Origin of the sequence: Gottfriedia sp. NPDC057948 (assembly GCF_042887255.1) — a bacterium.
GTDB lineage: Bacteria > Bacillota > Bacilli > Bacillales > Bacillaceae_G > Gottfriedia.
Window position 1 is genome coordinate 1 of sequence record NZ_JBHVPN010000021.1, and the last position, 22499, is coordinate 22499.

Annotated in this window: 20 protein-coding genes and 3 pseudogenes; 1 reads left to right on the forward strand and 22 read right to left on the reverse strand. The window is 33.9% G+C overall.

The window, feature by feature from the left end:
- The 12 genes and pseudogenes from ACFVRR_RS21305 to bioW all read right to left on the reverse strand — a co-directional run.
- Positions 1–203, reverse strand: a 203-nt coding sequence (locus ACFVRR_RS21305) for an HTH domain-containing protein (protein WP_387332447.1), incomplete at its 3' end; no start/stop codon positions are given.
- A gap of 421 nt (positions 204–624) precedes the next feature.
- Complete coding sequence (locus ACFVRR_RS21310) at positions 625–828, reverse strand: hypothetical protein (protein WP_387332449.1); 204 nt, start codon at positions 826–828, stop codon at positions 625–627.
- 1530 nt (positions 829–2358) lie between these two features.
- A complete protein-coding gene (locus tag ACFVRR_RS21315) occupies positions 2359–2556 on the reverse strand; it encodes a hypothetical protein (RefSeq protein WP_387332451.1) in 198 nt (65 codons plus the stop codon).
- 149 nt (positions 2557–2705) lie between these two features.
- Positions 2706–2948: a hypothetical protein gene (locus ACFVRR_RS21320; protein WP_387332453.1), complete on the reverse strand. Its 243-nt coding sequence runs from the start codon at positions 2946–2948 to the stop codon at positions 2706–2708.
- A gap of 205 nt (positions 2949–3153) precedes the next feature.
- Positions 3154–3399, reverse strand: coding sequence for a hypothetical protein (locus ACFVRR_RS21325; protein WP_387332455.1), 246 nt, complete (start codon positions 3397–3399; stop codon positions 3154–3156).
- A gap of 27 nt (positions 3400–3426) precedes the next feature.
- Complete coding sequence (locus ACFVRR_RS21330) at positions 3427–3717, reverse strand: DUF3841 domain-containing protein (protein WP_387332457.1); 291 nt, start codon at positions 3715–3717, stop codon at positions 3427–3429.
- A gap of 467 nt (positions 3718–4184) precedes the next feature.
- Entirely contained in the window at positions 4185–4319 is a 135-nt protein-coding gene (locus ACFVRR_RS21335; RefSeq protein ID WP_387332459.1) for a hypothetical protein, read from the reverse strand.
- Between the two features lie 151 nt (positions 4320–4470).
- Complete coding sequence (locus tag ACFVRR_RS21340) at positions 4471–5670, reverse strand: cytochrome P450 (RefSeq protein ID WP_387332461.1); 1200 nt, start codon at positions 5668–5670, stop codon at positions 4471–4473.
- 70 nt (positions 5671–5740) lie between these two features.
- A pseudogene (locus ACFVRR_RS21345) lies at positions 5741–5855 on the reverse strand (biotin synthase BioB); the annotation flags it as partial.
- Positions 5856–5999: 144 nt separating this feature from the next.
- Positions 6000–6229, reverse strand: a pseudogene (locus ACFVRR_RS21350) (AAA family ATPase); the annotation flags it as partial.
- A gap of 28 nt (positions 6230–6257) precedes the next feature.
- Entirely contained in the window at positions 6258–7430 is a 1173-nt protein-coding gene (gene bioF, locus ACFVRR_RS21355) for an 8-amino-7-oxononanoate synthase (protein ID WP_387332553.1), read from the reverse strand.
- A gap of 176 nt (positions 7431–7606) precedes the next feature.
- Positions 7607–8392, reverse strand: a complete 786-nt coding sequence (gene bioW / locus ACFVRR_RS21360; protein ID WP_387332463.1) for a 6-carboxyhexanoate--CoA ligase — start codon at positions 8390–8392, stop codon at positions 7607–7609.
- Between the two features lie 708 nt (positions 8393–9100).
- Between bioW and ACFVRR_RS21365 the strand changes: the two are divergent.
- Positions 9101–9859 (forward strand): annotated as a pseudogene (locus ACFVRR_RS21365) (IS110 family RNA-guided transposase); the annotation flags it as partial.
- Positions 9860–10666: 807 nt separating this feature from the next.
- Here ACFVRR_RS21365 and ACFVRR_RS21370 read toward each other — a convergent pair.
- From ACFVRR_RS21370 to liaF, 10 genes are all read right to left on the reverse strand, one after another.
- Positions 10667–11500 (reverse strand): carbonic anhydrase, encoded by an 834-nt coding sequence (locus tag ACFVRR_RS21370; protein WP_387332465.1) that lies wholly within the window; start codon positions 11498–11500, stop codon positions 10667–10669.
- Between the two features lie 432 nt (positions 11501–11932).
- Complete coding sequence (locus tag ACFVRR_RS21375) at positions 11933–12172, reverse strand: phosphatase (RefSeq protein ID WP_387332467.1); 240 nt, start codon at positions 12170–12172, stop codon at positions 11933–11935.
- 50 nt (positions 12173–12222) lie between these two features.
- Positions 12223–12453, reverse strand: coding sequence for a hypothetical protein (locus tag ACFVRR_RS21380; protein WP_387332469.1), 231 nt, complete (start codon positions 12451–12453; stop codon positions 12223–12225).
- Positions 12454–12714: 261 nt separating this feature from the next.
- A complete protein-coding gene (locus tag ACFVRR_RS21385) occupies positions 12715–13218 on the reverse strand; it encodes a GNAT family N-acetyltransferase (protein WP_387332471.1) in 504 nt (167 codons plus the stop codon).
- A 192-nt stretch (positions 13219–13410) separates the two neighbouring features.
- Positions 13411–14844, reverse strand: a complete 1434-nt coding sequence (locus ACFVRR_RS21390; RefSeq protein WP_387332473.1) for an aldehyde dehydrogenase family protein — start codon at positions 14842–14844, stop codon at positions 13411–13413.
- Between the two features lies 1 nt (position 14845).
- Positions 14846–16210, reverse strand: a complete 1365-nt coding sequence (gene gabT / locus ACFVRR_RS21395) for a 4-aminobutyrate--2-oxoglutarate transaminase (protein ID WP_387332475.1) — start codon at positions 16208–16210, stop codon at positions 14846–14848.
- A 168-nt stretch (positions 16211–16378) separates the two neighbouring features.
- A complete protein-coding gene (locus tag ACFVRR_RS21400; protein ID WP_387332477.1) occupies positions 16379–19567 on the reverse strand; it encodes a DEAD/DEAH box helicase in 3189 nt (1062 codons plus the stop codon).
- Positions 19568–19706: 139 nt separating this feature from the next.
- The gene (locus ACFVRR_RS21405; RefSeq protein ID WP_056476946.1) at positions 19707–20345 is read right to left on the reverse strand and encodes a response regulator transcription factor; all 639 of its coding nucleotides are present in this window, start codon (positions 20343–20345) and stop codon (positions 19707–19709) included.
- 11 nt (positions 20346–20356) lie between these two features.
- Positions 20357–21373, reverse strand: a complete 1017-nt coding sequence (locus ACFVRR_RS21410; protein WP_387332479.1) for a sensor histidine kinase — start codon at positions 21371–21373, stop codon at positions 20357–20359.
- Entirely contained in the window at positions 21370–22107 is a 738-nt protein-coding gene (liaF, locus tag ACFVRR_RS21415; protein WP_387332481.1) for a cell wall-active antibiotics response protein LiaF, read from the reverse strand. The genes ACFVRR_RS21410 and liaF overlap by 4 nt, the downstream gene beginning before the upstream one ends.
- Positions 22108–22499 lie beyond the last annotated feature (392 nt).

Consider the following 22499-nt stretch of genomic DNA (forward strand, 5'->3'; position numbering starts at 1 on the left):
TTAACTCGGTTCATTCCAATCACTTCAATATCAAATCCACACTCTTCAAATATTTGTCTCGGTAATTTTCCTTTCTTATTTTCCGAAATAAAAATCCGCTTGAACTCATCTGTGTAAGTGATTCCTTTCGTACTAACTGACTTTACGTATTGGTTTTTGGAAAGTAGATTAATTTCTTTATCTGTAAATATTTTATCGCTCATCTAATATTTCCCCGATCCCGTTTTTTCTAATTATAAACAAAAGTACCCTATAGAGTAGACTTTTTTTAAGTGTCTATTGTATAGGGTACATTTTACTTTGTTGTAGACCTTCTTTTTTGTTCAATGTTCTGCCATAGAATACCTACTGATCTTTCGACATTCCTGTAAATACACAGTTTCTTTTGTCACATCACCTCACTACTATTATTCCCTGATTATAAGTAAAAAAAGCCGCAATTGCGACTCGTGATCTTGTTCAACTAAAGCATGCGTTAGTTGCATAAGGTTAGTTCTGTCTTTTTAAAATAATTGTTTCTTTTTTATCTTTCCACTGTATCTGCAATGTAGCTTTTTTAGGTAACCCTTTTTCAATTAATTCTGCATTCAATCCATGTTAGGTTAATCTCATATTTCCTTCTTTTTATAAAAGCCTTCTAAATTTTAAGACCTTAATCTCATTTATTGGTTTGTTAATTTCAATTGACAACTCAGATTTAATAAGTTTATCCAATTCAGCTTCATTTTCTGTATGAGCAACTTCTATTATAGAGCTTCTATTAAAGTTTTCTGCTATGTAATTACGACCGTTCCAATTAAACAACCTATATTTGACTTCTATTTTCATTTCATCACCTCTCTAATCATTTCGACAAAGAGAAATTTTAATCCTTTTATTCAAGAACCACAACTAGTCGAGTAGAAAGGAGTCTTTTTACCTTACGGTAAATCGAACTCCACCCCCTCCCAGAACCGTGCTTGCGCTATTAACGCACACTGCTCCTCCAACTTATCATTCACAGAACCCAGCTAATTTTTATCAGACTTTATTCTGCTATCCTTAGTAGTTTTGTTTCCATTTATTCTACCTATGTGTGTAGTAAATGTGTCCCTATTAAGAGTGATACTTTGGTAACAGCCTTTCCTCCATCGGCATTACCCAACTTCATAGGTACTACGCTGCTATCCGACTCCCTACATCGGCATTTGGTTACCTTACTTGTTATCACTTGTACACCATACTCTTCTATTAAATGAAAAGACCGGTAGGGTCTCCCGAGTTGCTGTATCATATCAATGTGTTACGTGCCAAGGACTCTGACTCCGGAGAGGCTTTACCCTTCTTGGCTTAACGAAAGGTAAAATGTTGCTTTCTGCTATGCGTAAGGCATCAGCCCTCTCGTTTTACTAACATTTCGAAGCTCAATCCCTTCAACCATCTGGCTTTCGGCCCGCAGTCGGGTAGAAAACAAGCGCGCGCAATCAATGATTATTGATTCACGTTTCTTGTAGCCCCCCTACGATCCCGGACGGTCGGATTTCCCGAGTCCGGTTCTGACCTTGGTTATTATCCATACTCGCCTTCCCTAATAACCGCAGGATTAAATGTTGGTACACATATTCCCCCATCAATTATTGGTTTACTTGTATGCTAGTCAATGAACAAATAATAAGCTCTGTGTCTTTGTATGTTCTGACTACCCAAGTGCCCAGAGGTCCTTCGCTACTACGACCTCATGCGCCAGTCCTAAATCATCCTACCATTTTCTTTTAGCCTCTTATATGATAGGTCTCTATTGGTTAGTACCTTTCCAATTTGAAGTAGGACCTTCCCGTCGTTATCTCTGAGAATCTTTCCCTAGATGCTAGAACCCTTGCCCCGGCTGCCCTTACGGTGCTTTTGGCCGTTTCTTCCCGTAAGGCATCGGTCTTCCCCCGTTAGATAAAGGTCGACGCTAAGCAAATCATCCCTCAAAACAGTTTCATAGAGGGGCGTAGATTTCGGGACTGCAGTATTCGTTAATTCCTTCTGGCCTCTAGGTTTGCTCGCCACACAGACTGTTCCGACCTTATTCTCTCTGTGTAGAATAGGCCGCCGAGACTTTTACTTCCAAGCAGAACGTAGTTCGTTACCTCCCTACGCATTGGATATGCTAGTCATCCGAATCGGTCAATTGATGACAGGAGACTTTCACTCCATAAGATTCTCAGCCTTGACGGCTGCTCCACCTAACTGTCTACGCTTAAAGATTAAAGTTACCTTTAATCCTCCAAGACTCGCTACGAGTGAATGGCTAGTTCTTTCTCGACGGGAATCCCACCCGCTATATGATACGACCTAGGCTCGGCCGCACACGCATCAGTTAGTTGTATAAAATTATTTATCTCTGTACTTTTCTAATTCTTCTTCTATATTTTTATCATTAAAATTAGTGTCTTTTTGTTTTAATTGAATTTTAATTATGAGTCTAAGTTTGTTATTGATACTTAATATCGCCCAAGTAAAAAAAACAACAGCACATAACATAATAAACGATATTAAAACAAACCCATCTCCCAATGACCCATCTTCCATAAACTTCCCCCCTATAAATAGATGGAATGATTCACATTATCAATACTATAATCTTATTCAACTATGTTACCATTTACTTCAAAAAAATAAGTTGCCGAAGCAACTCTATCTGTCCAACTAAAGCATTAGTTGGTTAATTCAATTATATTTTAATTAGCTTTAGCAAAACGATTTTGTATAACAAATGCGATAATAACTGATAACATTGTAATAATGAATGGAGATACAGAAGAACTTTCCACAAAAACAACCTCATTTGGCAATTTTGAAATATTACTCCATTGATTAGCTATATCAGGCTGATAAAATACCGTTAAAAGCATACCTGAGAATACATTTAAAGCAACAAATAATAGGATAAAACTTACTGAAAACACAAGAATTTTTTTCATTTTTATTCTCCTTTAGTTACTCAATTTATTATATTCACTAAGAAGATTTTCCTAAGATGATACTACTAACATTAACATATTTTTCCATTTTTAACTATAAATTTGCAAATTCTTTATTGAACTAATCTGCCATTTTGTTGAATAAGAGAAAGCGATCTTCTATTGAAGAATCGCACTGCGTTAGTTGTATTGGGTTCTTAACCTGTTAAGCCCAATTAAGTTTCACGGCTTTGCCATGAAGTAGCTCCCAGGAATGTGATGTATCATTATAGCGATAAACCGCAAGAAGTTCATCTTCAGTAAAGCTGTCAATAACCCCTTGCTTCGTTGCCCCATCACTATACTCATGTTTAATTAGCCAATCAAAATCGAATACTTTTTCCCACCCATATCTTTCAGGGAGAAATTCTTCATTTGGTTCTTCTTCTTCAGTTGTTATTTTGGCATCCATCAGTGGTATATACCAAGCAAAACAACTCTACAACACGTCCTTATCGCTATGCTCGAAGACAAATAAATAATTTTCTTTATAACCTTCTTCAATGTCCCAGTCCAATGAACCATCACGACAAACTTCAGGAATTTCTTCCCAAACCCATATCAGTGCTGATGCACTCGTTTCACGGATGCGTTTCTTGTACTGTTCTAGCATCCAAATGTACGGCGTTCTCATCAACTCATCGAATATGAATGAAGAATCGGCTATATAATTGCCACGTTGACGACAGCCTTTCCACCAAGCTGGTTTTTGAAAAGTGTACAGTTTCACTTAAGCTCTCCTCGTTCTCAATCTCTTCTTTTAGTATATATGAAAAAGCTAATTAGAGATTCTAATTAGCTTTTAAATGCTATAACTTTATGTAACTATCGCATGCGTTAGTTCTACAAGAAATAGATAGTTATTTAAAGTATGTTTATCTTCAAAATTTAATAAAGATGGCTCATTTAGCTCTAAGTTCTATTTTTATTTCTTTTAAATCTCCAACTAATTTCAGTGCTATTCCATATGAAAAATCCTCTACTAAATATAAGGTAGATTCTTTGATCCCTTTAGTAATTCACTTGCTGTAATATTCAGTCCTGAAACATCTTTAATTTTAAATAAATCCTTTAATCCACCAACTGGAGTGTTAATTAATACTATTTTGCATCTATCCGCCCAACTGCGTTCTTCTTGTGTTTCATCTGTTTAAAATTATGAAACCGTTTTTAACCTCAGAGTTAAATTTGAAGTTACTAAAGTAGAATTGCAGGAGTCATATCTTCAGCATATACTACTAAAAACTCTTTTTCATTGTCTCCTTGATGCATAAGAAAAACTTGTCCGTCACCATTATCACCAATAGCTATATTCCTTCCTTTGTTTCCCATCTTTCATTTCTCTCGATAATATCTTTGGTTCCATAAATTAGTACCCCTTCTTCAGAAGACAGACTATATTTTACAATTTATTAATATAGATCATTGCTTGTTTGTTTAAAATACCTTTTGAGGTCACTAAACCAATTATATAAGTTTTTGCTCAGTCAAATATTATTCGGAGTTCTTTTAAGGACCTAAACCCAATAAGTCTTCGCCACGTCAACTCAGTAGAAGCTAACAGATGAACTTCTTTCCAATTAAGGAGTGTTTTAATCGCAATTTGTGCTTCTAAACGTGCCAGGGAGGAACCTAAACAAAAATGAATACCATATCCAAATGCTAGATGTTGATTAGAACTCCTGGCAATGTCGAATAGATAAGGATCATGAAATTTATGCGGATCTCGATTGGCCGCTCCTATTAGGACATAAATCTGATCACCTTTTTTTATAGATGCATTATTAATTTCAATATCTTCAGTAGCTACCCGAGCGATCATCTGTGTTGGACTCTCATAACGCAAACACTCTTCAACAGCTTGCTCAATTAAAAATGGGTTTTCCTTGAGCTCTATCATTTGATTCGGATGTTTTAATAAAGTTAAAACCGAATTACTTATAAGATTAACTGTTGTCTCGTGGCCGGCAATAACAAGTAAAATGCAGGTTGCTAATAATTCCTCTTCTGATAAACTGTCCCCTTGCTGCTCTTCCATTATTAACCTGCTGATAAGATCATCTTCAGGGCTATGTTTTCGTTTTTTAATCAATTCCTTAAAATAATCTCTTAAGTCTATTGTAATAGCATTCCCGCTTTCTAGAGTCTTTCCTGAACGGGTAAAATCAATACTTTGAATTAAGCCTGCCGCCCACTTTTTAAATTGATATATATCCTGTTGAGGTATCCCTATTATTCTCGCAATAATGAGACTTGCTAAAGGAAATGCTAAATCGGAAACTATATCCAATGTTTTCTGATTTTGAAACTGTTGCAATAAATCGTATACCGTATCTTCAATATAAGGACGAAGATGTTCCACCATCCTAGGTGTAAATACGTTACTAACTAGGAAACGCAGCCGCTTATGGTCTGATTGATTCTTAAAAAGCATCATGTCATTTTGAATGTTTTTTAACAGCTCATATTTTTTTGAGGTCTCTGGCAACGGGATGCGATTTTTAAATCGAGAATCTTTGAGAATGGTTATTGCTTCTTCATATCCAGTCACATACCAGCCAGGATACTTTAAAAGATTTCCCTGATAGATGGAATTCATGGATCGAAGATTCTCATAAAATGGATAAGGGTTTTGAAAAAACTCATTAGTAATAAAAGAAAATGCCTGATATTCCGTTTTCATTGTTAGCCTCCCTAAAAAGAATTATTATCAATTTTGAATGCTGCATATTTGGGTAATCTATGAAACTTTTTTAATTTTCTAAGGCTAAAATGGCTTTCATTTCTTCTACTTTATTCCACTATAAATCCTAAGTCATGTAACATTTTGTTATCCTCATTTTCTTCTTGCCCAGCAGTTGTTAAATAACTAAAAAGTAATGTTAGGTCTATATGTTCTTTTACTACTTTATTATGTGTTTCTTTTTGATTTCTTTTAGTTTTGGGGATATACCTAATCGGTACACAACATAACTCTTCATTTATTCTGGGTTTGTTTTTTCAGCAAGATCATATGAAACCTTCAACAAGAGTGACTGAAATTCCGCCAGCCCCTTCAATGATGAAAAAATCGTGTTTTTTTCTAATCTTTTCCCAGTTGCCTAGTACACCTTATTCATCCTTATGATTCTTCCTTCCAGCTTCCCTGCTTCATACGGAGCATGAGGCTCTTTATATTCGAAGGGAGTAATCTCTTCATAAGATAAGGAAGTTTGTGATAATTGTTTTAGAAAGCTTGTATCACATCAGTTCCTGTTACAAATAAACCGTTCATTTTATCATCTTTACCTCTTTTCCTATTCTGTAGAAACAATCCAACAGATAATTTATTTCTTCCGTGGAATGTTCGGAGGTGACAGTTAGCCTGATACGGCTTTCCCCAATTGGTACAGTTGGCGGACGAATCGCAGGAGCGAAAATTCCATTTTCCAGTAGCTTTTCCGCAAAAAATAGCGCCTCTTTGGCATCACCTATAATTACTGGAATAATCGGAGTCAAATCTCCCTTCACGATATATCCCATTTCTATTAATCTAGCTTTTATTTTTTTCACATTGGAAAATAACTTCTGGCGTCTTGAGTAACTTTCCTCAATTATTTCCAATGCGGCATAAGAAGCTGCACAGACTGCCGGCGGTAAAGCGGTTTGAAAAATAAAGGTTCTTGCATGGTTTATGAGAAAATCAATTAAAACGGGTGAACCAGCTACGAATCCGCCTTCGGTCCCAATAGCTTTACTTAAAGTTCCGATGACCACATCTGGGTGGATTCCGAAATATTCACTCGTTCCTCTACCATTCTCCCCTAAAACACCAGTTGCGTGCGCATCATCAACAATGACGTAGGCATGATATTTTTTTGCAAGTGGAATGATCTGATCAAGAGGGGCAATTGTTCCATCCATACTAAAAACACCATCTGTTATGATAAAACGTCGCTGACAGGAAGAAATTCCTTTCAATTTTTCCTCAAGATCACTCATATCGATATGGTTATAAACAATAGTAGTTGCATTTGAAAGACGGCATCCATCAATAATACTTGCATGGTTTAATTGATCACTTAAAATAATATCCCCTTTTACTGGTATAGATGATAACACACCAACGTTCGCCAAATACCCACTTGAAAAAAGGAGAGCCTTTTCCGTTTGCTTAAAAGAGGCAAGTTTTTCCTCAAGCCTTTGATGCCAATCAGTATTGCCTGTCGTTAATCTTGATCCACTACTCCCTACTCCAAAATCATGAAGGGTCGTTTCTAGGGCATTAACTAAGCGGGGATTATTCGACAGGCCTAAATAGTTATTAGATGAAAATACAATTTGCCTTTGACCATCAATCAACATATTAGAAAGTGGAGCCGAATTCATAGTTCGTAATTTCCGATATAAACCAGACTCTTTTGTCTTACGTATTCGTTGGTTTAGCCATTCATCAAGCTCCAACATTTGTCACCTCATTTGTGACCTCAATAATTGCTTTTTTCATAATTGTAACCATTTCTTTTAATTTTTCCTTTCTACAATGTGTGGAGGCATAAAGACAATGACATCAATCTGAAAGGATTTTCGTCATAATCTTTCATTTGTGTGAACGGTAACCAAGTATGCTTTTTATTTTTTTAATAAACTCGTGTTGCATTTTCTCCTTCCCATTGAACGATGATTGGCTTTTTTTCTAAGTAGTCTATGTAAGATTGTAGTTGGCTTGAACCATCCACAAAGAAGATTCGGCATCCGCGTTCATCACCATATTTTTTTAACTTCGTAATTCTCTGATAGCCCAGCTTTTTACTTGCAACATAACCTGTTATGTATTCAGGATCATCTGACCAGCATAATTCTGCGATAGTTGAGTGATGCCTATTCACCTTTGTTGCAAGAACTAGCGCCTCTTTCACTCTTTGACTTCGAGGTATTGTGTAGAAGTCAGCCCACTTTTCAAAATCCATGGTTACCCAGTCCATTCTTGAAACCCGAACACCTTTTTCGTTCAAATCATCAATTCGTTTTCCAGTTCGGATATCAAACAAGATTGCCCCTCTAAGATTCATATATTCAGATATTTGTTGGTATGCTTTTTTAATGATCTCTTTTGGAACCCCTGCTTGTTCTAAAAGACTCTGAGCGATTATTTGACCTTCTTCTACGGAGCCCACTTCATTTGTCTTAACATGTAATGGTCTCAACTTTGTGATAGGTTCATCAATTAATTCAAACTGAATCTGAAAAAAGTCCGGGTTGCCTCTTGAATGTGTTAAAGCTTTCTCTAATAGGACAGTTACTGCATTTTTTAAATTGTCGTAAGTTGAAATTAGTTCGCCGCCAGATATATGTTTGCCACCATTTTCATGTGCCCCATTCTTGGAAGCTCTCATTCTAACACTAAATAAGTTTTCATCAATCATACACGTTACTCTCCAAACCTTGGTATTCGTTTAATAATCTTATAAAATTTAATGCGGGGTTCTTTTTTATAAATTTTTTTTTGTTATTTGCATCATGAGCAAACTTTAGAACAATTTCTAAAAGAGCTTTCGTAAAGCATAAAGAATCAATTTTTGATTTTTATTTTTATTGTTAACCAATTATCTAAAAATGGTTAACAATAAAAATGATAAAATTACACACATAGTTTGTCAATAATATTATTTCAATCCGTTTTGAAAAATCATATTTCCTTTGATTACTTAAACAGCTATACGATTTCAAAGCCGCCGTAAAGTTGATGGATTAACAATGCATTCCTAGAGTTTATGAAAAAGGAACGTATTTCTTAATTCGAAATACGTTCCTTTTTTTATATTTCCATATTTATAAGGTTTTTCATATTTTACTTGATCAAGTATCTAGCACAGGTCAATATGCTGTATCCCCGGATCAATAGAATCAAGTTGATTTGCCCATTTAACGATATTTGCTGCAGGATTGTTTCCGTCGATTTGAATGGATTAGATGTAACTTTAACTGAGTTAGTAATTCGTGGTAGTTTAATAAAATTGATGGATTGGATAAAATCACATGGGTGTACCCATGTCGCAATGGAAAGTACAGGTGTGTATTGGAAACCCATTGTTAATTTAATTGAAGCTGAAGATTTATAGGTTTTTGTCGTCAACGCACAACATATGAAAGCAGTTCCTGGACGAAAAACTGACGTAAAAGATGCAGAATGGATCGCCCAACTTCTCCGTCATGGGTTACTAACCGCCAGCTTCATTCCCAATCGACAACAACGCGAATTAAGAGAACTAGTTCGATATCGTAGAAGTATAATTGAAGAACAATCTCGACATCTTAATAGAATTCAAAAAGTACTGGAAGGTGCGAATATTAAACTGGGCTCTGTTGTTTCAGATATTATGGGTGTTTCATCTAAAGAAATGCTTTACGCTATTGCAGATGGAGAAGAAGATCCTACGAAACTAGCAAGTATGGCTCGTCGCTCATTAAAACGCAAAAAGGATGAACTTGAGCTCGCTCTACGAGGTTATGTTAATCCTCATCAACGTATGATGCTGAAAACAATATTAACTCACATTGATTTTCTAACTGAACAAATTGAAAAACTCGATTTAGAAGTAACCCAAAGAGTAAGCTCTTATCAAGAAGACATAGAACGACTGGACTCAATTCCAGGTATCGCTACACGTATGGCTGAACAGATACTAGCCGAAATTGGAACAGATATAGAGAACCAATTTGGGAGTGCACCCCGATTATGTTCCTGGGCAGCATTAGTTCCTGGACATAATGAAAGCGCTGGTAAAAGGAAATCAACTAAATCAAAAAAAGGCAACAAGTATTTAAAAGCAGCCTTAACTGAAGCCGCACATTCTGTGGGTGCATCCAAAAACTACCTTGGAGCAATGTAACGAAGCACAGCAGCACGAAAAGGTAGGAAAAGAGCAGGAATAGTAGTTGCACATGCCATGTTAAGAATCGCCTATTATCTTCTGACTAGGAAAGAAATGTACAGAGACTTAGGAGAAGATTATTATGACAAACAAAAAGAAGTATCAATGGTGCGTTATTCAGTTCGAAGACTTGAAAAATTAGGGTATTCTGTATCGATCGAAGAAGTCTCTTAATCCATCAATCACTAATATATTTTTTTACTGTTGGACGCTTTTTAAAAATAAAATAAAGACGTCTTCTTTAGTTATGCACTTTTTTACCTGTTACCGTAAGGTTTTTTCATGGTAGTTGAAGAAGAAAAAGCTAAATAAGTGAGTATTCGAGAGATAATCGTATCTAACTGAGGGAGCTTAATTAGAAAAAGCTGCCAAAGGGTGGCAGCCAGATTTAAATATCAAGATCAGTTTAGTGTAATAAATTTAAAATTATCATTAACAAGATGGATATTGATAAGAAGCTAGCCATAAAATACCCAAACTATTTTAATGATTTAGGCAACTTTTTTACAACATCCTTGCTAACAACATTTGAAGCATTTCCTTCTATCTTGTTAAAGTGGTCTATTACATTATTAAATGGTTTGTTTTCTTCCTTCATAAAACAACCCCCTTTACCACATTTTAACATATGTACTATTGTATAAATGCAATTATTTCTTGAACTAAACTGCACGTTTGTTCAATAAGTAAGTTCAACAAATAGAGTGTTAATCTCTCTTTGATCAACGCTCCCGTTGGATATAACAATCTATTAACGTGGATATTTTAGCTTTTTATGACTTTACGATTATTTAGAGATTGAACTGGACGATGATCATCGGGGAAAATCTTTCGAAATGCTTCAATTTGTTCTTTTGACATTTCAATCGGCATTTCAAAAATGGTCCATTTTACCTCTTCTGTACAAGGAGGGGTCGTTAATGAACCCTCATAATGAAATGCAGTTTGATCTTCAGGAAGCAAAGCCTTTAAATCAACTGACTCATTCAAGGGAATATCTTTATCTGTTTCTTCTTTCGGTAGAATATCCCAGACCGCTGCCAGATTTTTATTTTCTTCACCTTCCTGAATCATCACTCCAAGGACAGCAATCTTTCCATTTGAATCTTTATGTACAAGGTGAAGCTCCATTACATAGTTTTTGCCGTTGAATTGATGCTCACTTGGGGTATGGAAATGAAATTGTGCAAGCTTGTACTCCTTCCCCTCAATGAGTATGCTGTTACTACCTCCCGCAGCATTTGCCTGTACAGTATGACCATTGTTCATGAGTGAATATAACGTCGGTTCATAATTAATTTGAAGGTCTTCTGCAGCTTGTTCATTCTCAACTTGCGAAAATTCAATGTTAATTGGCGATTGTTCACTACCATTTACACAGGCTGAGTTAGCAGGATCTAATTCCCCCCAGTGCTCGGGGCTTGTTTCTCCTTCATAGGACCAATGGGAAGTATTTATTTTAGTTACTTCTGTTCCTGCATTCTTTTCAGTTGCCTGTTCTTCTTTTAGTTTGGGAGTTTGTGCATTTTGTGATGTACAAGCTCCTAATACAGAACTTAACATCACAGCTAAAATTGGATAAACGAGTATCTTCTTCATGTCAGTGTCTTTCCCCATTTCCTGTTTTTATAAAACCTATATTAATTAAGATACTAAATATCCAATAAAATACATATACCTAACCTTTAAGTATAACGCTTACATTTGAATTTTGGGTGTATTTTACTATCTCAAATTTTTTGTGTTGATTTTTGAATTTCTTTTCATATCTCCTTATTAAGCTAACCTGCCAATTAGTTGCATAAAGATTAACCCGTCATTCTTTCACACAAAAAAAGACCACATTAATTGTGATCTGTATAAGAAGTCCTCCATCTTTTTTGTGATCTTTACTCCCTAATTATCTTTTTTTCTTAATATTTTTTTTGCAAAAATGATAATTCCAAAGGCTATAGCAGCAAAGATTAGAAGCCATACAATAATTGGGGTAAATAACATTAAGTTTTCCAAATGAGTCCTCCCTTTAATAGGTTACTCCTTGATTCCCTTATATACATAACGAGCACCAATGATAAAGAATACTAAACTTAATAACAATGGAATTGTTCCAATATTAAACAACGCTGTTCCGAAAACTCCTAAATTTGAGTCCCATCCACCTCCAGCTGGTTGAGATAGGTACAAAGAATAGATTGATGCCGAAATAAGTGTTACTCCAAATAATAAAATACTTGCTAAAACTCCAATTCCTCCAACGATTAGATTCTTCATATTTTTTCTCCCTGGTTTGTTTTATCGTTCTTTCCAAATTAAATATTCTATTAGTCTAAGAAGCTTGCAACTAATCCAAATAACATGGTTAAAACGATAAATGTAATAAAGAAATATCCTAAATATCTTATTAGCTTTGGCTTTTTCCCTAATTCGAAGCTTTTTCTTTTTAAAGGAATAACACCTTCCATTTTTTGTAGATCCTCTATTGGTGAAAATATTTTCTGATCATCCACGTAAACTTTGCTTTCAGTCGTTTCTGATTGGTGCGTTCTTTCCATAGATTCCACCTACCTTTTTAGTTAGTATGTAATTTAAATGCCTTTTGCTATTTACTATATTTTACCATTTTTTATTAAAATTTGATTAGATATTTTTCGCCTTTTAATGCATTTCTTCATTAAACACAACCGAAATTGTAAAATTATTCCTTCTTTATCTAACTAGCATTCAGTTAAAATAAGAAATCAACAATCTACTATAAAAAAGCTTTAAAAATAAAAAAAGACGATCAAAGCATTCATTTGATCATCTCTTTCTTCTTATTTAATAATCTTAACCATATGCTCTTCATCGTAAAATTCACCGTTAACAAATAATGCTCTTTTTTCTGTTCCAAAGCTTTCAAAGCCTACAGATTCATAAAGTCTTTTTGCAGATTGATTTGATGAAATGACTGCCAATTCAATTTGTAAAATTTCTTCAATTTCTATAGCATCTTGGATTGCTTGACTTAAAACTTTTTTCCCGACACCTTTACCACGGTAATCTGGTGTAACATACATTCCCCAAATCGTTCCTTTATGTTTCATTTTTTCAGATCTTTTTTGGTAGAAGCCAGCAACACCAACAAGTACGCCTTTGTCGAAAGCACCAATAATAAAATTATCGAAAGTCTTAGGGAAATTATTTGTGTGCTGTTCGATTGATTTTCTCTCATACTCAGTTAAACTTTCCCCGAATGCTTCTGGTGATAATGTTAATCCTTCACTTCTTAATCCAATAAACTCAGGTAAATCTTCAATTGTTAATTTTCGAATTTCCATACTTAATCCCCCTTCGAAGCTTTTACAATTCACTTAAATCATTATCAATTCACTTCGTATCATTCCAAATATAACATATAATTCTGAAGTTTTAGAATAAAAAAAGGACTGATCAAATTAATACATGATCAGTCCTTGCATTGTAAGGCAAATTTCAATACCAATGATTATCAGACTGATTGCAAGTGCTTGTCAACAGTCTGAAAGTTTAATAGAGACTAGTTTCAATTCAGTCATCTCTTGTATTGCATATTTTATGCCTTCTCTTCCATAACCACTTTCTTTTACGCCACCATAAGGCATTAAATCAACTCTAAATGTAGGAACATCGTTTACTAGCACGCCACCTACATGTAATTTTTTAGTAGCATATAATGCTCTTTGTAAGTTGTTTGTATAAACACCAGCTTGTAATCCAAATCGACTATTGTTTACTTCATTTATTGCTTCATCAAACTGTTCATATGAATTGATCACTACTACTGGACCAAAAATTTCCTTACAGGATACATCACTACTGTTCTTTACATTTGTTAAAATAGTTGGTTTATAAAGTCGTTCATCTATTATGTCCCCACCAGTTACTAGATCAGCTCCATCTTTAATAGATTGTTTTACCCATTCATCTATTCTAGCAACATCTTTTTTAGAAATTAATGCACTAATATCTGTTTGAAGGTCTAATGGCGAACCTATATTTAACATTTTAGTAGCATTTTTCATCTTCAATAGGAATTCATTATAAAGTGTATGATGTACAAAAATTCTTTGTAAAGAAATACAAACTTGGCCGTTATAAATAAAGGCTCCCCATACACAGCGATTGATTAATTCATCAGTTAACTGGACATCTTCATCGATGATCAATGCTGAGTTTGCCCCTAGTTCTAACGTTACTTTTTTTAATCCTGCTTTGTTTTTTAATGAGATGCCGACTTCAGGACTGCCGGTAAATGTAATTGCGTTCACGTCAGGATGTTTTACTAAAGCATCACCGATTTCCGAGCCCTTTCCGGTAATCAGGTTAAACGCACCCTTAGGTAAATCCGTTTTATCAATCATTTCAGCTAATGCAATGGCAGAAAGTGGAGTCTGACTAGCTGGTTTTAAAACAATTGTATTTCCTGCAGCAATTGCTGGACCAACTTTATGTGCGACTAAATTAAACGGGAAATTAAACGGTGTAATCGCACCAATTACACCAACTGGCTCTCTGACTGTATAAGTGACTCGACCTTCACCACCTGCTACTGCATCAAGAGGGATTGTTTCTCCATATATTCTTTTTGCTTCTTCAGCGGCTATTTTATAAGTTGCAATCGTTCGATCAATTTCACCTAAAGCAGCCTTTAGAGGTTTGGATGCCTCTAATGCTAAAATTTCAGCAAGTTTTGAACGATTTTCTTTAAATTGTTCAACTAATTGCTCTAAAATGACACTTCTTTCATACGAGCTGAGTTTTTCTATTTGAGTTTTCGCGTTATTAGCCGCTCTGATCGCTTCTTCTAAATTCTCGATCGTTGCGATTGGAATTTCGGCTAACACCTCACCAGAATGAGGGGCAACAAGATTTTCATGTTTAACCCCTTCAACCCAACTTCCATCTATATAAAATTGCTTTTTCATTCTATTTCACCTCAGTTACAAGCTGACTAGCAACTTGATATATTGATTGTTTGATAATATCCAGTCCTTCATCTAATTCCTCGTCAGAAATAATTAAAGGCGTTAAGAAACGTAGTATATTACTATGAACACCTGCGCTAAGAATAATGACTCCATTTTCACAACATTTTTTTGTTAACGCTGCTACAAACTCTTTTGCTGGTTGACCAGAAGTAGGATCTATAAATTCGATACCTACCATTGCTCCTAGTCCCCTAATATCATAAATTATTGGAAAATCATTTTTCAATTGCCCAAAAAATGATTTGATTTTTTCCCCAATCGATCTAGCTCGAATCCATAATTTTTCACTTTCAATTTTTTCAATCACTTCGAGCGCTGCTACACAACCTAATGGACTTCCGCCATAAGTTCCACCTAATTCACCGGGTGATGCCGCATCCATTATTTCAGTACGCCCTGTCACCGCACTAATTGGTACACCAGCTGCGATTGATTTTGACATTGTGATTAAATCAGGTTCAATTTCAAAAATGGTTGATGCAAATAATTCACCTGTTCGCCCAAATCCTGTTTGAATTTCATCCGCTATGAACAAAATTCCATGTGACTTACAAATAGAATATACTTCCTTTACAAATTTCTTTGGAGGAACAATAAATCCTCCTTCACCTTGGACGGGCTCCATAATAACCGCAGCCACTTCTTCCGGTGATACATCTGTTAAAAGAAAATCCTTAAATTGAGAGATACAAAAATTAATATATTCTTCTTCAGATAACTCTTTTGGTCTATTTGATAAATAAGGGAATTTAGCTTTATATGTAGCTGGAGCAAATGGTCCCATTTTATATTTATATGGTTTTACTTTACTTGTTAAAGACATTCCTAATAAAGTCCGCCCATGAAATCCTCGTGTAAACGAAATAATGCCTGAACGACCAGTGTACTTCCTTGCAATTTTAACAGCATTTTCAACTGCTTCAGCACCGCTATTTAATAGAATTGTTTTTTTAGAAAAATCCCCAGGCGTTATTTCAGTTAATTTTTTAGCTAAATCAATATAAGACTTATACATTCCTACATGAAAGCAAGAGTGAATTAATCGCTCTGATTGATTTTTAATCGCTTGTACAACATTCTTTGGAGTATGTCCTACATTTAACGTACCAATCGCTCCAGCAAAATCTAAAAATTTATTTCCATCAACATCCTCAACGAGTGTACCGTTTGCTTTTTCTACAAAAACAGGTGTATTATTTCCAACTCCATTTGGAACAAACTCATTACGTATTTCAATGAACTCTTTTCCCTTGGGCCCTGGAACTCCTGCTGAGACATTAACAAATTTTCGATTATTGCTCATGCTAACTCTCCCTCTCATAAAATTAATTTCATTTCAATCTATAAAATTATTAAATTATTAGCTTCATTATTAATATACTCGCTTACAAACATTTAAGAATGAAATAAAACTAAGCCAAGGGCTTTTTTGAGGGAAAGGGAAAAGCCACTCAGGTGAGCGGCAAATATTTTAGAACATTAATAATTCGCGAATGTCTTCTTCTGTTAAATTAAATGAAGGTTTTCCATTCGTTTCAATAATTTCTCCTATTAATTGTTTTTTCTTCTCTTGTAGTTCATTCATTTTATCTTCAATCGTACCTTTAGCGACTAGCTTGATCACTTGAACATCATTTATTTGACCAAAACGATACGCTCGATCTGTTGCCTGGTTTTCAACCGCAGGATTCCACCAATTATCATAAAGAATAACTGTATCAGCTCCAGTTAAATTGAGCCCCACTCCTCCTGCCTTTAATGAAATTAGAAAGAAGTTATGTTCACCAGCGTTAAATCGATTGCATATCGATAGACGTTCTTCTGAAGGAGTTTGTCCATCTAGATAAAAAAATTGTTCTCCCATGACTGATAGTTCTCTACCGATTAAATCTAACATTTTCGTAAATTGAGAGAATATCAAAACTCTTCTACCGGCAATTTTTGATGCCTCAATTAGTTGAAATAGCTGTTCAAACTTAGCTGAACTACCTTCATAACCATCTATAAACAAAGCTGGATGGCAACAAATTTGTCTTAAACGGGTTAAACCAGCTAAAATTTTGAGATGATTTTTGCCTAATGTAAATTTATCCACTGCTAAGTGCTTTAGTGTGTCGTGTCGTAATTTTGCTAAATATGCTGCATATAATTTTTTTTGCTCTGGTAACAATTCGACGGATTCCTTCGATTCGATTTTCTCTGGAAGCTCCTTAAGTACATCCTCTTTTAATCTTCTTAATAAGAAAGGACGAACTCTTTTAGAGATTGTTTTTTTAGTCAAATTGCTAAATTCCTTTAACCCTCCAAATAATTCAGGAAAAACTACATGATAAATTGCCCAAAGTTCTTCAAGTGAATTTTCAATTGGCGTACCTGTTAAGGCAATCCGTTGATCAGCATTTAGCTTTTTTACGACTTTAGCTGTTTGAGTAAAAGGATTCTTAAAATTTTGTGCCTCATCAAAAAATACTGTATGAAACTTTTGCTTTTCGTACCACTTTATATCGTTTCTTAACATCGAATAAGAGGTAATTAATACGTCGATATTGACTAGTTCCTTTTGTATTTTCAATCTCTCATTTTTATTTCCATCAATGACAAGCGCTTGAATTTCAGGTGTAAATTTGAATACTTCGCTTAACCAGTTATACGTTAATGCAGTAGGACAAACAATTAGAATTGGTGCATTAAATGAACGGATTTCGTTTAAAACGGATTGTATATAAGCAAGGCTTTGAATTGTTTTACCTAATCCCATATCATCCGCTAAAATTCCTCCAAATCCGAACTTTGCTAAGTTCTTCATCCACTTGTATCCAAAAATTTGATAATCTCTTAACAGATTTTTCATTGTTATAGGTACTTCTTCTACTATTTCATTTGGATTTATTAAACTCTCATAAAACTGATTCAATCGATCTTCAATTTTAAACAAACTAGTTTCTTCTGCAGAATCTAATAAATATAGACCATTTTTTATCGGTATGTTTAAAACACTTTCATAATCAAACTCTTGCTCAGGTACTGCATTTAAAAATCGCCTTATCTCTTGTAATTCTCTCGTTTCAAGCGAATACAAAGTTCCATCATGTAACCGATAATATTTCCGTTTCTCTTTTAGTGCTAATAAAACTTCTTTGATTTGTTTCTCAGGAATGTCTAATTCAAATTTAAATTCCAACCAATTCGTTCGTTCTCTTTTTAAATTGACTCGTATTTGAGGTTTCTTATTTTCTTTAAAAATTCGATTCCGAACAGCGGTCGTTGCATAAATTTCAGTTAGTTTTTCTAGTTTAGGTACTATATTTCTTAAAAAATCGTATTCAAGTTCTTCATTTTGTAAGAAATAGCCACCTTCAGTTTTTGAAAATGAACTATCTTCCATTAATTGTAATATTTCTAATTCTTTTTCTTCATCTCTAATTAACGTTTTACTCAGTTGAATTTCTCTTTTATCTAGAGGATTTATCACGATGCGATCATAATGAAATTCAAGCCCTGCAAGTAATTTATTTTTAATACGATCTAAATATAGCTTTGCTCTTAACGGGGTTTCTGAATATTGGTTTAATGCAACAGGAATTTGTACTTTACCAAGCTTTATAAGACCTGGAATGACTTTCTCAACATAAAGATGGATTTGGTCTGTTGGAATATTTATTTTTTCATGTGCTGTATTTTTAAATATTTGTTTTAACTCAACAAGTCGATTAAATTCCTCAACTTTAAGATTATATATTCTTCCACGATATAAGACTGTTGAATAAGCTTCCATTATTGTTAATTGCTCAATTCCATTTGCAGTTAAAAAGTATTGATTACTTAAATACTCAATTTCAAATTCCAAAGGTAATTTATCTTCGGTAAATGAAATTCCATAAAATGGTATTCCATTTTCAATTATTTTTACGTTTTCTGTAACAGTTAATAAATTAATGAATTGGCTCCAAATTGTCGGAGAAATGAACATGTATTCATTTTTCTTAGTCAAATGATCATTAAACATTTTTTCATCATCTAACAGCTTTATTAAAAGTTCCCAAATTCGATTAACTTCATTTTGTACACAATGTAAATTAGGGTCAAAAATAATATCATCCGAAATTTTACTTGGTTTCCCTTCTTTAATATCCTTTAAAAAATTTCGTAGGTTTTCTACTTTCTTTTTTCTAAATGTCATAGCAATTCCAAGGATTTTATAGCCTTCACTCATTTCAACGACTTCGCAAATAAACTCAAAATCAATTATTTGCCGATCGTCAAAATGATTTAATTGTCCGCTTTTACGAAACGTTTTATCATGAAAAAGTTCTAAAATACCATTCGATCTATCGGAGTTTTCCATAAAAACATCAATTTCTAAAGGATTTCCCTCATTTTTCTGACGTTCAAAAATCGAAATTAAAACTGCAGCTATATGTTGACATTCTGTTTTAATTGAAGCTAGTTTAGGACATGTGCACTTACTATAAAAATCACCATTTTCTTCTTTTATAACATGAACGGTAAAATCTTCATTTCCTATAACTGTTGCTGTACAAGTATCTTCATTAACTTTTTCGATTTGTACTTTATTTGCGCGATAAAAAGAGTCTCCCCTTTTGAAGGAGACTGTACCGCAGCGTTCTTTTATGATTTTATGATTCAATTTTATTTTCAATTAACTGCTCCTTCCAAAATAAATAAAACGAATATTACTATCTTACCATTAATTATTTATTTATCTAAAATATTGCATCAAATCTTCTTTTAAAAATAGAAAAAAAAGAAGCCATTTTTGACTTCTTATTTAAAAAAATCTATTTTTGTTCAACAATTCCATGTCTAAAAGCATAAATTACGGCCTGAGTTCGATCGACCACTTCTAATTTCGTTAAAATATTACTTACATGCGTTTTTACCGTTTTTAATGAAACAAACAAAGTATCGGCGATTTCTTGATTTGACTTACCTTCAGTCATTAAATGAAGTACTTCTTGTTCTCTAGCCGTTAAATCATCATGTAATTCCCGTTGGGTAGATTTTCTCATTCTATTCATCATTTTCCCAGTAACAACTGGTTCTAAAACTGAGCCACCTTTATGTGTCGTTCGTATTGCATTTGCGATATCACTAGCTCTAGATGTTTTTAACATATAACTAATTGCACCAGCATCAATGGCAGGATAAACATTTTCATCATCAATAAAACTTGTAACAATGATGATTTTTGCTTCTGGCCATTTTGAAATTATTTGTTTCGTCGCTTCAATTCCATCCATAACTTCCATAATTAAGTCCATTAATACAATATCAGGACGTTTTTCTAATACAAGTTCTACGCCTTCTTTTCCATTACTTGCTTGACCAACCACTTCAATATCAGATTGAGTACTTAAATATGTAGAAACACCCATTCTTACCATCTCATGATCATCAACTAACACGACTTTGATCAAATTTCCCACCTCTATTCAATTACTGGAACTTTTACTTCAATCTGGGTCCCTCTTTTTGGTATACTTACTATTTTTGCCGTTCCACCAATTTCAGAAGAACGTTCACTAATTGATTGCAATCCATACGAACCAGTTTTTCGGTTCTCGGTATCAAACCCAATTCCATCATCAATCATTCGAACTAATACAAAATCTTCAATTTTTCTAATTCGTATTTCAAAAGTTTTTGCATTTGCATGCCTTAAAGTATTCGATAATGCTTCTTGAATAATCCTAAATAAATGATCCTCTACACCTTTTGAGAGTGAAATATCATCGATTTTCCATTTTAATTGAATAGCTTGACGATTTGTTAATTCAGTTAGAAGCTTTTCTACGCCTTCTTTTAAGCTTTTACCTTCTAACTGAACTGGTCTTAAATGTAATAAAAGTGCACGCATTTCTGATTGAGCATTAATGGCCATTTTTTCAATATATTGTAATTGTTCTTTAAATGTAGTTTCACCCAGTTCATTGATCGCAGAAATCATCATCGAAATCGCAAATAATTGTTGGCTAACTGAGTCATGTAATTCCCTCGCTAGTCTATGTCGCTCTTTTGTTACGACATCTTCAATTGTCTGAGATTCAATTAATTTCTTTTCATCTACTAATTTTTGAACAGTCTTCCTTGAATCTTCAATTTGTTTAGATATTTTTTGAAGTTTTAATTCGATTTCGTTATCAATTGACCGAATTGAATGCTCCGATTCTTTATGATAAATTCCATTTTCTGCCTTTTCTATACCTTCTAATAATGCTTTTTCATTATGACGAATCGTGCTCAAAACAGCTGTACTATAAACAATTGATATGATTATGATTGCTACAAATAATATTAATAATAAAGAAAAATTTCCAATTTTATACAAAAGCAATTTATCAAGAAAAGTATGATCAATGAAATAATAAACAACGCCACAGATTAAAATACTTGATGTAAATGCAGCAAGACAGATTGATAAAAAGATACCTTTGTCAATTTTCATTTATTTGTCACCTCAATATTTCCGATCGCTAAAGAAGTGACAATTTTCAACTTTCTTGAAGCTTCTTTATAATCATTAGAAGTGAACTTACAATTCTTGTTAAATCCGTTCAATTTATTTTTAAGGATATTAATTTTCCCAAATAAAGTAGAATGCTGGATCGAGACTTCTAAATCATACGGCACATACAATGTAATATTACCGATGATTCCATTTAATACCAGCACTGTCTCTCCTTCAGGAATAAATGACTCTGAAAGATCGATTATGACATCACCAATTCCAAAATAATAATCAACATCATCTAATTCAAATGAATCATTTTTTAGATGGATATTTGTGAAAAAACGATTTGAAATGAGAGAGTTTGTTTCAAAGACTCCTGTATTCGTTGTTTCAACTATGTTTGGAACAATGACCTTTGCGTTAAATTTAGAATTAACGAATATTAAATATCCAACATAAATCACAATAAAGGATAATACCCCTAAGATTGATTTCAATTGAAATACATTACTGATAAATAAAATGATTCCTCCGAAAAACGCGATATTCGCAGATGTAGAAGGGTAAACTTTACGTTTTTTTGCCCCATACTGTAATAAATAAATACCTACCCCAGCTGCGATTATTGCAAAAGGATTTAAAAATAGATCAAATAATAATCCTATGCCTGCAATTATGAATAATAATCCAGTTAATTCATTGCTAGACAATCGTCTAAATCGCTTCATATAGCTCTCCTCTATTCACTAAACTAGCTTGTTAATAGCAATCGAAAGCTTTTGTTATTAACTATTCTACTATGTAGTTTATCTATTTTTTGCTCGTTTTGATACAAACTTAAGTATTGTCTTATCTCGGTCTTAAGACTGAGATTTTTTTGAGGAATTATGTAAGTACCCTTGGACTCATTATGAGTAAGGTAAACACGGATTTTTGCCTTTGTACTTCCTCATGAACCTTTTATGAGGCACTAAATCGTGGATTTTTGCCTTTGTACTTCCTCATGAACATTTTATGAGGCACTAAATCCCGGTTTTTTGCCTTTGTACTTCCTCATGAACACCTTATGAGGCACTAAATCCCGGTTTCTTGCCTTTGTACATCCTCATGAACCCCTTAT